This is a genomic window from Streptomyces sp. NPDC059582, from assembly GCF_042735715.1.
GTDB lineage: Bacteria > Actinomycetota > Actinomycetes > Streptomycetales > Streptomycetaceae > Streptomyces.
The window spans coordinates 42,286-55,141 of sequence record NZ_JBHWCC010000023.1 but is presented as its reverse complement, the minus strand read 5'-3'; the positions used below and the strand labels follow the sequence as shown (position 1 = coordinate 55,141).

Below are 12,856 nucleotides of genomic sequence, written 5' to 3'. Positions count from 1 at the left end.
CGGTGTGCCGGCGCCGGAGGTCGCCGCTCGCGCGGGTCACTCGGTGGACGTCCTCAGGGGCGTTGCGTGATGGGGATTGCTCCGGTTCGCATCCGGGCGGGAGGTCCGTCAGGTGGCCAGGGATGCGAAACCGGACCTTCGTGAGCTGATCACGGCCCGCAGGGCCGAACTGGAGGCGCAGGCGCCGAAGTTGGGCCAGCAGCTCCAGGAGGTACGCGACGAGCCGGAGGAGCTCACCGTCGCCGAGCGGGTCGCGCGCTGATCAGAATCGACGGCGCGGCCTTCAGCCACGCCCTCCTCGACCACCTTCAGTCGTTGATTACGAGTCGCCGTCGGGCGCGATGGGTGACCGGTTGGGCCATCCACACCGCCGACGAGCAGGCCATCCCCCGCCTGCCCAACAGCGTGTGGGCGGGCGCCCTGCGCCAGGACGGCAACCGCACGAGATCAGCGGCCCCGGCGGCGAGCGGCTGTCCTAGGCTCCATCGGCTGGAGCGGGGCGCGGGGCTCCGCCCCTGCGCAGGCTTACTCCGCGAGCGGGTGCCGGGCAATCAGCTAGCAACGGCAACGGCCATCCAGTGCCAAGGCCTCCCCGCGCGCCGACCGCTGAACTCGCCCAGGGTCCTCCACCCACTTCGCCATTTCCCACGGCCGTGGTATTTGGCACGGCAGGAGCAGGTGCACAAAAAGCCCTGGGCGTTCTGGCAGGACGAGTTGCACCTTTCACGCGGGTTGTACTCACGGCCGATGAGCACGCTCGGGTACCTGCGGAGCAGCTCCCGGCTTATGCGGGGGAAGTGAGCGCTGGCAACCGTCCAACACCCCTCGTGGCCGTCCCACCGGAACGATCGATCGCTTCCGAGCCAGCCGGAGAGTTTCCGCTCGTGCTCCCACATCGTGTGAGCCGGGAACCAGACACCGAACCACCCATCGGCGGGCAAGCCGATTGTCGGCAGGTGCTCACCCTGATAATTCGGTATCCACTCAGGGGGCTTGAGGTACTCGGGCTGCTTCCGCCGATCACGCCCGCGTCTTTTGCCCCCACCCGCAATCTGCTGGCTACGTCGAGGACCGGGCCCCCACTCGACCGACACGAGTGCGGCGAGCTGACCGGAGGCATGGCAGGGGAGACGACTTAGCAGCCTGTCATGGGCGACCACGCGGCCGTCCTGGTCGACCTCGATGGAGCTGCGGCACTTCAAACACGTGCGGATGGGCCTTCCGCCGCCCACAGGCACCTCCTTGGTTGCGCTGATTCCACTGAGCGCCTTGCAACAACAGTTGATCGGCATCGGGTCCCACCACTGCATCAGGGCCCTTCAGACGCGATGATGGGGTGGGTGCGCTTCCTTTGGAGTGACCACCGCCCCCACCAGGCACGACGGAGCAGATCGACGGACGACCTGCCCGTCCGCCAGGGCTGAGCTCTCCGGCGCCCGAAGTACCGGCATCGAGGAGATGGGCAGGTACATGGCGCTCACTCAAGAGGAAACGCACAGTCCACGGGGTTGAGATCGGGTGCGTAGGGCGGTAGGTAGTAGACGTTCAGCCAGTCCCGTGAGTCGGCGAACTCCCGCAGTTCGGCACCCTTGTGAATCCTGAGATTGTCCAAGATGAGCACGATCGGGCCGTCCAGGCACAGCGGACCACGCCCGTCAGCCCTTACGACTCCACGAGTTCAACCTCAGTAGTGTTCGCGCGACCACGGCGCTTGACCCGCAGACCGGCGCCAAGCACCGCCAGCCATGACGCATCTCGCCACCGTCCAAGTGAAGGTGACCCCCGTGCCGGTGGGGAGCAGGGGCGTCAGTTCGCCTCTGCCACGTCCGTGACCTTGCTGGTGATCTTGGTACCGGAACTCGCGGTGGACAAAGACGAGGGGTAGTACTCCATCGACGTTCCGTTGGTCAAGGTGACCGTCTCGATGACCGGCCCACTCTCATCACCGTTGATCCGGTACGTGATTTCGTAAGTCTTGTCCGGGTCGATAGGCAGGATGCCCTCGTAAGACAGATCCGGCTCCACGTCCACGTTGCATCCGGCCGAGCCGAAGCAGTGCTTCCGCTTGATCCTGAGCCTCATCGTGAAGTCGGAGGGACTCGGGTCGGCGTACGCCGGGGTCTCCGTGGTCGGGTCCGACACCGGCTCCGCGGAGACGGTTGACGCCGGGGCGGACGGAGACGGGGCAGCGGCATGCGGGGCGGCGGTGCAGGAGGTAACAAGGGGGAGGGCTATCAGGGCTATAGCGGCGAGCAACTGACGACTGGTCACGTGTGATCCTCTCCAGGTGTGCGGCGTATGACGGGCATTCGTTTGCGTGGTAGAGATTTCCGATGTGGCTGTGATCCCAGCCGCGCATCGCCCCCGCGCAGGTGAAAGCGCGCTAGCGCCGTGGGGTCGGTGACGGTGGCGAGTCCGTCGAAGCGAACGAGGCCGTGCGGAGACCGACTTCGCCACTGCCGCGCAGGGTGCGCAAAGGGGTCGGTGATCCGGTGCTGCGCCCACGCGCCCATGTGACCTGCCAGTCAGCGTCAAGCGCCGCCGGTCAGGGCGCGGGGTCGGTCTTGGCGGTGTCGTTGACGTTGGTCAGGCAGGTCTTCATGAAGTCGTCGCGGTGGACGGTACCGCCGGTGGGCTCCTGGGAGATCTGGGCGTACTCCTGCGAGCAGGTGCTGTCGCTCGCGGTGTAGGTCATGCTGCCGTCGTCGGCGTACACGCCCCCCGATATGACGCCGGCCGCGTAGGCGCCGAGGAGCGTCGAGCGACCGAAGACGGGCTTGTCCACGGTCTTGGTGACCGTATGGGTGACGACCTTGGGCGGGCGGGACTCGGCTTGACGGGCGCGGTGGTCGGCCGTAGCCGCCTGACGGCGGGCGGCGGCGAGCGCGGAGTGTGTACTGACGTGGTCCACCGTGGCCGCGGTGACGGACAGGGCTGTCAACCCGCAGGCAGCGATGGCAATGACGTTGGCTCGGTTCACGGTTGTCCTTCAGGTGAGGAATCGGAGGGTGAAAACCACGCGGCAGGTCGTGGCCGGGGGCGGCGAAGCATCGCCTCGCCGCCGCACTCGAGGCGTACTGACACGCTCGGGCAGCCGGTCAGCCGGCTTGGTGTCAGTCCCCTTGCCTCTGCCGAATGAGCTGCCGCCGCGCCACCTCACGGCCTTGGCCGAAGAGATCAGTAGTTGGCGTTGGCGATGAGGTCGCCGTCCTGGCCGTAGACGCTGACGAGCCCGTTATCGGACTCGTAGCAGGACGTGAACGCAGAGGCGATGAGCTTCGCGTCCCCCTGGTTGTCGCTCATAAGCCCGCCGGTGAAGTCGGTGTAGATCTCAGCCGAGTCCAGGATGTCGTTCCGCTTGTCCGCGCCGGTCACCTTCGTCACGTGCTGGACGGCCTTCTTCTCCGTGGCCGTACCGGACTTGGCGACGCAGGCCTTGAACTGCTCCGCCTGCGTCTTCGTCTTCTGCGCGGGCGTCGCCTCGGCCTTGTCGGACTCCGGCGTGCGGCCGGCGGCGACGGCCTTGTCCTTGGTGCCGGTGTCGATGGAGTCGCCGTTTCCGCCGCCGGCCGCGGCGACGACGCCGATCAGGACGAAGAGGGCGACGACGCCGAGGCAGCCGAGGCCGACGATCTTCCCCGCCTTCGACTTCTTCGGCGGCTGCGGCTGGAACGGCGGAGTGCCGTAACCCTGCTGCTGAGGGCCGCCCCAACCGGGCTGGGGCTGCTGCGGGTACTGCTGCTGACTCATGGTCCCCCCAGGGGATGTAGATGCACCTTGCGGGTGCGTGTCGTGTGAAGCTGGAATGTGCGTCAGGCGGCCAGGGAGCGCCGGTAGTCGGCGAGGGCGCCGGCGGCCCACAACGGGACCAGCCGCGGGAGTTCAGTGCGCGGGACGGCTCCGCGCACGCAGCGAAGGCCGAGCTTGGCGAGGGAGTCCGCGGCCTCGTTGAGGGGATGGCCGGCGTGGGCCTTCTCGTGGACGAAGGTCAGGTGCGGGGTGTACTCGGCGAGCAACTGCAGCTTGACCAGGCTGGGCCGGCGGCCCTGGGCGCGCAGGTGGGTGTCGTAGCCCTCGGGCATGTCCGTCCCGCCCTGCTGCCAGCTGTGCAGGTGCCGCAGCGCCTGCAGGTTGTCCACGCGGACCTCGATGAGCTGGCCGGGGTGCGTGTGGAGGACCGCTTTGAGGCCCCCGTACACGGCGCGCAGTTCGGTGACGACCACCCGGGAGCAGGAGCGTACGAGGTATTTCGGGTAGAGGTGTGCGCGCAGACCGGTGTGGCCGGTGGTGGAAAGGTAGCCGGAGGCCACCCGGTCCGGGCTGACCGAGGCATCCGTGGCCAGCACGATCGGCCCGGCGACGGCCTTGACCTTGTCGTTCACGCGCACCTGGCGGAGAGTGGAGGTGGCGGGGCGGGGCGCGTGGGCGAGCGGAGAACGACGACCCATGACAGTTGTTGCCTCCTTGTCTATGCAACGGAGCCGCGGGAGAGGGCGGGCGCGCGTGACGCCCGTTGAACTTGGTCGTGTGGGTCAGGCGTCATCACGGTGTTGCGATGACCCCTGGAATCCGCCAGATGTGGACGGGCTCCGGTGTTGCCGGTGGGTCAGATGGCAGCCGGGGCCTTCTTGTACCAGTCCGTGATCACCTTGGTCAGGTGCACAACGTTCTGCTGACGCATGATCGGGGCGGAGGCGTTCGGCTCGAAGTCCTCGTTCGCGTCCGTGGTGCGCCAGATGCTGTCCTCGGTGACGGGGGCCGTCATGTGCCGGTCGAGCCGCTTGAAGAACTCCTGGATGTCACCGTCCTCGGCTCCGTCCTCCTTCAGGTTGCGGTAGACGCCACCCAGGACGCGGAGCATGCCCACCGAGCCCAGGAGCGAGGACTCGCGCAGCCTCATGGCCTTGGTGGGGGGCGCCGACGGTTCGTTCTTCTTCTTCTCGGAGAGCGAGGGGTCGTAGTTGTCCACGTCCTCCTCGGTGATCTCCGCGAGCGCGGTGAAAGCGATGGAGATGACGTCCAGGAAACTGCGGACGCTCTCGATGACCTCGTTGTCGGTCAGCGACTCGACCTTCTTGCTGACGCGGCCGCCGGGACCGGCGATGACGGCGCGCGTGATGTCGGCGACGTGCTTGGCGCCCATCAGGTTGCGGTTGGTCAGGGTCATCCGGTCCCGCTCGATGTCGACCTTGCTCAGGAAGAGGGGGTGGACGACGATGTCGCTGAGCGTGCGGTTGGCGATGCGCGAGGTGTCGAAGCGGGCCCGGACGGCACCGGAGATGCCCTTGGCGTTGTCCGCGACATCGACGAACATCTGCTGGCCGCTGACGCCGTCGGGCTCCACGTAGATGTCGATGCCGACGAACTCGTCCTTGAGTCGCTGCATTCGGCCGATCAGCGCCTCGCGGTCCTGCTCCAGCTTCGCCTTCTTGGCCTCGTTGGCGCGGTGGATCTCCCGGTCGATGCGGGAGACCTCGTCCGTGATGCGCTTCTTCTCCAGGTGGACCCCGAGGATGCGGTGCTGGCCGTCGATCGTGATCAGGCGTCCGATGCCGCCGATGGACCACGGGACGGTGAGGTAGCCGACCGAGCCGTCTTCGCTGATCGGCTCGAAGCGGCAGCCGCCGGTGTCGCGGATGAGGAGGGCCGGAGCCACCCACTTGGGGTTGTCGGCGAGGTACTGGCCGAAGCCCTTGGCGTGGGTGATGTCCACCTTGCGGTTGTCCGGGTCCGGCTTGGCCGGGTCGGGGATGGTGAGGATGACCGAGAGGTCGGCGAGCGGAATGCGCGTCGTGTAGACGGTCCGGCCGCCCTGGCTGGTGCGGATCGCCAGGTAAGTGGACTCCTCCCGCACCAGGGAGAGACGCGAGGAGTCGACAGTGATGCTCATGGCTGACTTCCTTTCCGAGCAGGTAGCGCTCGGGGGCAGTGGGAGAGAGGACCAGGCGGTGCGTGACGCCCGCTGGGATCGGCAGGGCTGCAGAGATCGGATGCGCGGCACGGACTCAGCAGAGCGCCTCGGGCCACCGCTTCCACTCGGAAGCAGAACTAGATAAGCACGACAGTGAAAGCATCGTCAAACAGCTTGCCGGATTTGACGACCGCTGTAGTGTGTTAACCGTCCACTATCCGACTGGCCCGAGAGGTGCGGAACCCCACGCCATGCCCCAGCAGCCACCAGCCCAACTGGCGCCCTCAGCGCACGTGACCGCCGCCGAGATCTCCCGCATCGCAGGGGTCACACGGGCCACGGTCAGCAACTGGCGTCGCCGGCACGAGGACTTCCCCGAGCCGTCCGGCGGCACGGAGAGCAGTCCGCTGTACGACCTGGAGTCGGTTCGCGCCTGGCTCGCCTCGCGCGGTCATACCTCGGCGGCAACCCCGTCGGAGGAACTGCGGACGACCCTCCGCCTGCATGCGCAAGGCAGCGGCGACACCTCGGATCTGCTGCTTCTGGTTCTCGCGGTGGCGGCCCGCTCACCGAAGGAGCTGATGGCCGCCGCACAGTTGCCGGACGCCGATCTCGCCACCCAGGCACAGCGCGACGCGGCGTCCACGGCCGCCGCCGTGCCGGACGCGGAAAAGGTCCGTTTCGAGACAGGTGACGCTGCGGTGCTGCGCGCGCTGTACACGTGTGTACGCGACGAGGGCGGTCAGGCCGCGCTGGGCGTGCTGGCGGAGCGAGAACTTGAGGACAGCGCCGCGTCCGGCGCGTATCGGACCCCCGCGCCGCTCGCGGCCCTGCTCGCCCGTCTGATCCCCGGATCCCCGGCCCGTGTCCTGGACCCGGCGTGCGGCAGCGGCACCCTCCTGGCGGCCGCCGCCCTCCGGGGCGCACGCGAGCTCTACGGCCAGGACACGCTTCCGGTGCAAGCCCGACGCAGCGCCGTGAGCCTGATGCTGGCGGCCCCGGAGGCCACGGTCGCCGTGCACGCCGGCGACAGTCTCCGCGCGGACGCCTTCCCCGGCCTGGTCGCCGACGCGGTGCTGTGCAACCCGCCGTTCGGCGTCCGGGACTGGGGTCACGACGAGCTCGCGTACGACCCGCGCTGGGCGTACGGCGTGCCGCCGCGCGCCGAATCGGAGCTGGCCTGGGTGCAGCATGCGCTCGCCCACCTGACACCCGGCGGCTACGCGGCCCTGCTCCTGCCGCCCGCCACGGCCGGCCGCGCGTCGGGCCGTCGGGTACGGGCGGAACTGGTGCGCGCCGGGGCCCTGCGCGCGGTGATCGCGCTCCCGGCCGGCGCAGCGGTACCACTGCACGTGGGTCTGCAGATCTGGGTGCTGCAACGGCCCGAACCGGGCGGCCCGGAGCGCAAGTCGGTGCTGTTCGTGGACACGGCGGCGGACACGGCGACGGCCGGGCGGGGTGGAGCGGCCGTCACCGCCCGGGCGCGGGGCGCGAACCGGTCCGCCACCCCGAACTGGGAGGGGATCACCGCGCGGACCCTGGGTGCGTGGCGGGCGTTCACCGAGAGTCCGGACGCGTACGAGGGCGAACCCGGTGTCGCGCACGCGGCCAGCGTGGTGGACCTGCTGGACGACGTGGTGGATCTGACCCCGGCGCGGCTCGTACGGGCGTCACGGTCCGAGGTCGACCCGGCCGAGCTGTCGGTGGAGGCCGACGCCACTCGCCGCGACCTCGCCGAGGCCGCGAGTTCCCTCGCGCGGACGGCGGCCCAGGAGGGCTGGAGCGCGGCGGGCGCCTCGGCCCGCGAGTGGCGGACGGCCACGGTGTCCGACCTGTCGCGCGGCGGAGCGCTCAGCGTGCTGCGCACGCAGCCCGACGGCGGGCGCGGCAGGGCAGACGCCGCGAGCGGCGGACACGGGCGGCCCGAGACGCGGGCGGTGCTCACCGGTTCGGACATCGCGACCGGGTCGGGCCCCTCGCAGGCTCTGACGGGGATCTACGACGCGACGGTACTCGTGATCGAGGTCGGGGACGTCCTCGTACGAGCGGTCGCAGGCACGGACGGCCTCATGGCGCGGGTCGCGGGCGAGGAGGACGCCGGCGCGCTGCCCGGCCCTCAGGTCCATCTCTTCCGGCCGGACCCGGCACGCCTGGACGCCTGGTTCCTCGCCGGGTTCCTGGGCGCGGAGGAGAACATCGCCGGCGCGTCGACGGGCAGTACGGTACTGACGGTCAGCCCGGGCCGGCTGCGCGTGCCGCTGCTGCCGCTGGAAGAGCAGCGGCGGTACGGGGAGGCGTTCCGGCACGTGCACGCCCTCCGGGCGGAGGCACAGCGGGCGACCAGGCTGGCGGAGGAGACGGCCCGGCTGTTGTCGGGCGGACTCACGGGCGGCCAGCTGCTGCCGCGCGGAACGTGACCGCGCGCTCATCGCGCGGAGAGTCGCTTCGATGGGCAGCGGACACAGGATGGGCGGCCTGACTGCGGCCGGCCCGCATCCAGCCGAAACCCTCCACACATTCTCCACCCCGAGTGGTTGACATACCTATCCGGCAATACCCGTTCCCGGCCCCGACCGCATCCACTACCGTGTCTCCAGGCGTGCATCGCAGCTGATCAGACGCCCGCCACGACCGAATTCCGAGGACACACGTGCAGATCACGCCCCTGAACCCCGAGGACCCGCCCTCGCTGGGCGACTTCGAGCTCCTCGGCCGGATCGGCCAGGGCGGCATGGGTCAGGTTTTTCTGGGAGAGTCGCTCGGCGGTGAGCCCGCCGCGGTGAAGGTGATCAAGCCCTCGATCGTGGACTCGGAGTCCCGTGGGAGGTTCGCGCAGGAGATCGAGGTACTCAAGACCATCTGGGGCCCGCGCATAGCGGCGTTCCTGGGCGCCGACGCGGAGGCGGAGCAGCCCTGGCTGGCCACCGAGTACGTGGACGGTCCCGACCTCGCCCGGCACGTCAAGACGCACGGACCGCTTCCCTCCGTCCTCACCGCCGCGCTCGGGGCGGTCCTCGCCGAGGCGCTGTCGGCCGTGCACACGCAGGGCCTGCTCCACCGCGACCTCAAGCCCGCCAACATCCTGCTCGGACCGAACGGCCCGAAGATCATCGACTTCGGCCTGGCCGCCTTCACCGAGTCGCACGTCTCCCTCACCGCTCCCCACCAGGTCGTCGGCACTCCCATCTGCATGGCCCCCGAGCAGGCCGCCGGCGTGAAACCCCTGACATCGGCCGTGGACGTGTACGCACTCGGTGCGCTGCTTCTTTTCGCCGCGACCGGTCACTATCCGCACGAGGCAGTGACCCCGTACATGGTGTTCCACCTGGTCACCGACCCCGACACGGCCCCGGACCTGTCCGATGCGCCCGGCGAACTGCTGCCGCTGCTGACCGGCATGCTCGCCCACGGCGCAAAGGACCGGCCTTCGCTGACCGAGGTGGTGCAACAGTGCCGCTCGGTGATCGAGGGAAATGGCATGAAGATCGCCCAGGCGCGTCGCAGGCTCACCGCGCACACCGCGGGACAGCGGCACCAGGTCGCGCCCGCCGATGCCCCCGGCCTCCCTCTGCCCGCACCTGCGAGTGACACGGACACAAAGACCGCTCCCGCCACTCAGGATGTGCCGGCCCCGCCTCTCCCCGACTCACCCGCTCCCTCCCCCACCGTGGTCGAGACCGTCCCCGACCTCACCGACCCGCCGGTTCAGGACTCCCCCGACGCCACGCCTCCCACCACGGGGGGTCCCTCTTGCGAACCCCGCCGCGAGCAGCCGGCACCGGACCGCCCGCCCACGATGTCCAGGCGGCCCCGGCAAGGCACACACACGCCGCGGCACTCCGTGCAGGCTCGCAGGACGGCGGAGCGCCTCCGAGCCGCGTACGCGGCAAGCGCTCCCTTCTGAGACCGCACCCGGCGTAACGCACCGAGCCGTGTGACCGCTCCCTCGACCGCGCGTCCCACCGCTTCGGCGGTGAGGCCATCGGCCGCCCCTGACAGAACGCACCAACCCACCGACACGACCGCCCAGGAGGCAACCGCGTGACCGCCGACTTGAGCACCGCTCCCTCGACGAGCGGCGAGGACGCCCAGTTCCCGCCGGGCGCCCAGATTCTCGTACGGGACGAGGTGTGGCTGGTCCGCAACGCGACGCGGACGGAGCACGACGGAGCCCGGATCGAGGCCGTCGGCGCCTCGGACTTCGTGCGCGACCAGGAAGCGGTGTTCTTCACTGGGCTGGACCGGATCGAACTGCTCGACCCGCGGCAGACCCGTCTGGTGCGGGACGACTCGCCGAACTTCCGCCGCTCGCGCCTGTTCCTGGAGGCGGTCCTGCGCAAGACTCCGCTGCCGCAGGCCGAGCGCGGCCTCGCGCTCGCGGACTCCTTCCTCCTAGACCCGCTCCCCTATCAGCAGCGTCCCGCGCAGCTCGCCCTGTCGGGCCGCAACCTGCGCCCCCGCGTGCTCATCGCGGACGTCGTCGGTCTCGGCAAGACCCTGGAGATCGGCCTCACCCTCGCCGAGCTGATCCGCCGCGGCCGCGGCGAGCGCATCCTCGTCGTCACCCCGCAGCACGTCCTGGAGCAGTTCCAGCACGAGCTGTGGACGCGGTTCGCGATCCCGCTGGTGCGCCTGGACTCGGTGGGCATCGAGCGGATCCAGCGGGAGATCCCCGCGGGCCGCAACCCCTTCACCTACTTCAAGCGGGTCATCGTCTCCATCGACACCCTGAAGAACACCGACCAGTACAAGCACCACCTGGAGCGGATCACCTGGGACGCGGTCGTCATCGACGAGTCGCACAACCTCATCAACAAGGGCTCCCTGCGCAACCAGTTGGCCCGAACGCTGGCCCCGCACACCGACGCCCTGCTGCTGGCCTCGGCGACCCCGCACAACGGCGACGCCCGCTCCTTCGCCGAGTTGATCTCCCTGCTCGACCCGGCCGCGATCCGCGACCCCGAGCACTACCGCGCCGAGGACATCAAGCACCTGTTCATCCGGCGCACCAAGGTCAGCCCCGAGGTGCGCGAGCAGATGAAGGGCCAGTGGGCGGACCGCGGCCCCTCCCGTTCGGTCCGGGTGACGGCCACGCCCGCCGAGGAGAAGGTCTTCGAGGAACTGGCCGCCGTCTGGCTGCCGTCCGACGGTTCGAAGTCGGTCAGTGACGTCCCCCTCTTCCCGTACACGCTGCTGAAGTCCTTCCTCTCCTCCCACGCGGCGCTGAAGTCCACGGTCAGCACGCGCATCAAGACGCTGGAGAAGAAGGACGACCCGGAGGTGACGGCCGCCGAACGCGCGGCCCTGCACCGGCTGTTGGAGCTGGCGTCGGGCATGGAGGAGGAGGACTCGGGCAAGTTCGGGGCCCTGCTGGAGCAGTTGCGGGAGATCGGGGTCGGGCCGAGGTCCGACAAGCGAGTCGTGGTCTTCTCCGAGCGGGTGCAGACCCTGGAGTGGCTGGCGCGGACCGTGCCGGGGGCCCTCGGCTTCAAGGGGACGGCCGCGAAGGAGGCGGCCCGGGTCATGCACGGCGGGCTGTCGGACGAGCAGCAGATGCAGTGCGTGGAGGACTTCGGCCTCGCGGACACGCCCGTACGGATCCTGTTCACCGGCGACGTCGCCTCCGAGGGCGTCAACCTGCACCGCCAGTGCCACCAGCTCATTCACTACGACGTGCCCTGGTCACTCATCCGCATCGAGCAGCGCAACGGCCGTATCGACCGCTACGGGCAGCCGCACCAGCCGCAGTTCAGGGCGCTGATCCTCACCAGCTCCGTCGACGGTGCCAAGGACGACACGCTCGTCGCGGAACGCCTCCTGGAGCGCGAGGCCCAGGCCCACCAGTCGCTGGGCACGGCGGAGGCGGTGTCCGGCCTCTACCGGGCGGAGGCCGAGGAGAAGTCCCTCATCCAGGACCTGCTGCGGGGCCGCACCGTGGACGAGTCCCTGGACGCCGACCGCGCCTCCGAGACCGACGACGGCGTGGACGACTTCCTCGCCGACTTCTTCGGCGCCGTGAACGACGAACCGGAGGAGGACGCGGCCACCACCGACGCGGGCGGCGAAAGCACCGGAGCAGTACCCCGGGCGCACGTGCCCCGACTGTTCGCCTCCGCCCGCGAGTTCCTCGACGAGGCGCTGCGCGAGGTCTACCCGGACGCCCACGACCGGCTGGACCTGTCCGCCGACCCCGAGACCGGCCTGCTGTCCTTCGTCCCGCCCTCCGACCTGGTACACCGCCTCAAGGCGCTGCCCCCGGACTACATCCGCGAGCAGGGCCTGCGCGAGCGTCTGAAGGTCACCTTCAACCGGCGGCTCGCCGACCACAGCCTGACGCGCGCCCGCGCCTCGGCGACCTCAAGCTGGCCCGACATCTCCCTACTGACCGACCTGCACCCGGTCATGGAGTGGCTCACCGACAAGGTGCTGGTCCGCCTGGACCGCCAGGAGGCTCCGGTGCTGACGGCCGACGTGCCGCGGCCCACGTACCTCGTCCAGGGCATCTACTCCAACGCGCTCGGCCGCCCGACCGTCGTCAAGTGGATGGCCGTCACCACCGACGGCGAGGTCGACGACGACATGGTGGCCGTACTGCGCCGCGCCCAGGTCGGCCCGACGATGGCGAACCCGGGCCTCGCCCACGACCCGGCCCACCTCGCCGAGGCCATCCCCGGCGTCCTGGACACCGCCGAGGCGTTCCTGGAACGGCACCGCGCCGCGTGGAACGAACCGCTCAGGGCCCCCATCGAGGAGTACAAGACCCGCCTGGGCTCCTGGGAGCAGCCGACGCTGACGGGCGGCGCCACCGCGCCCACCGGCACCCGCGAACGCCTCGCCTCCCTCGCGGACTCCCTCCTCACCACCGGCCGCCCGATGCTGCGGGTGCTCGCCGTCCTGGCCCCCGCCACCGCCCACGCCGCCTGACCGACCGCAGAGGTACACGAA

9 protein-coding genes and 1 pseudogene are annotated in these 12,856 nt (G+C 69.9%); 4 read left to right on the top strand and 6 right to left on the bottom strand.

Annotated elements, in window-relative coordinates:
• The first annotated feature begins 112 nt into the window (after positions 1-112).
• Complete coding sequence (locus ACFV0T_RS20695) at positions 113-262, top strand: hypothetical protein (RefSeq protein ID WP_385780914.1); 150 nt, start codon at positions 113-115, stop codon at positions 260-262.
• 1,236 nt (positions 263-1,498) lie between these two features.
• Here ACFV0T_RS20695 and ACFV0T_RS20690 read toward each other — a convergent pair.
• The 6 genes and pseudogenes from ACFV0T_RS20690 to ACFV0T_RS20665 all read right to left on the bottom strand — a co-directional run.
• Positions 1,499-1,636, bottom strand: a pseudogene (locus ACFV0T_RS20690) (transposase); the annotation flags it as partial.
• 170 nt (positions 1,637-1,806) lie between these two features.
• Positions 1,807-2,271, bottom strand: coding sequence for a hypothetical protein (locus tag ACFV0T_RS20685; RefSeq protein ID WP_385780911.1), 465 nt, complete (start codon positions 2,269-2,271; stop codon positions 1,807-1,809).
• A 274-nt stretch (positions 2,272-2,545) separates the two neighbouring features.
• Positions 2,546-2,980: a hypothetical protein gene (locus tag ACFV0T_RS20680; protein ID WP_340370623.1), complete on the bottom strand. Its 435-nt coding sequence runs from the start codon at positions 2,978-2,980 to the stop codon at positions 2,546-2,548.
• A gap of 197 nt (positions 2,981-3,177) precedes the next feature.
• Positions 3,178-3,750 (bottom strand): hypothetical protein, encoded by a 573-nt coding sequence (locus tag ACFV0T_RS20675; protein WP_385780908.1) that lies wholly within the window; start codon positions 3,748-3,750, stop codon positions 3,178-3,180.
• Between the two features lie 62 nt (positions 3,751-3,812).
• Positions 3,813-4,448, bottom strand: a complete 636-nt coding sequence (locus ACFV0T_RS20670) for a ribonuclease HI (RefSeq protein WP_385780906.1) — start codon at positions 4,446-4,448, stop codon at positions 3,813-3,815.
• A gap of 158 nt (positions 4,449-4,606) precedes the next feature.
• Positions 4,607-5,890, bottom strand: coding sequence for a DNA sulfur modification protein DndB (locus ACFV0T_RS20665; protein WP_385780903.1), 1,284 nt, complete (start codon positions 5,888-5,890; stop codon positions 4,607-4,609).
• Between the two features lie 272 nt (positions 5,891-6,162).
• On the opposite strand from ACFV0T_RS20665, the gene ACFV0T_RS20660 reads away from it, so the two are divergent.
• The 3 genes from ACFV0T_RS20660 to ACFV0T_RS20650 all read left to right on the top strand — a co-directional run bounded on the left by ACFV0T_RS20660 (position 6,163) and on the right by ACFV0T_RS20650 (position 12,835).
• Positions 6,163-8,328 carry an N-6 DNA methylase gene (locus ACFV0T_RS20660; RefSeq protein ID WP_385780900.1) on the top strand — a complete coding sequence of 722 codons (2,166 nt, stop codon included), beginning with the start codon at positions 6,163-6,165 and terminating at the stop codon, positions 8,326-8,328.
• A 233-nt stretch (positions 8,329-8,561) separates the two neighbouring features.
• Positions 8,562-9,815, top strand: a complete 1,254-nt coding sequence (locus tag ACFV0T_RS20655; RefSeq protein ID WP_385780897.1) for a protein kinase — start codon at positions 8,562-8,564, stop codon at positions 9,813-9,815.
• Positions 9,816-9,952: 137 nt separating this feature from the next.
• Positions 9,953-12,835 carry an SNF2-related protein gene (locus ACFV0T_RS20650; protein ID WP_385780894.1) on the top strand — a complete coding sequence of 961 codons (2,883 nt, stop codon included), beginning with the start codon at positions 9,953-9,955 and terminating at the stop codon, positions 12,833-12,835.
• The last annotated feature ends 21 nt before the right edge of the window (positions 12,836-12,856 follow it).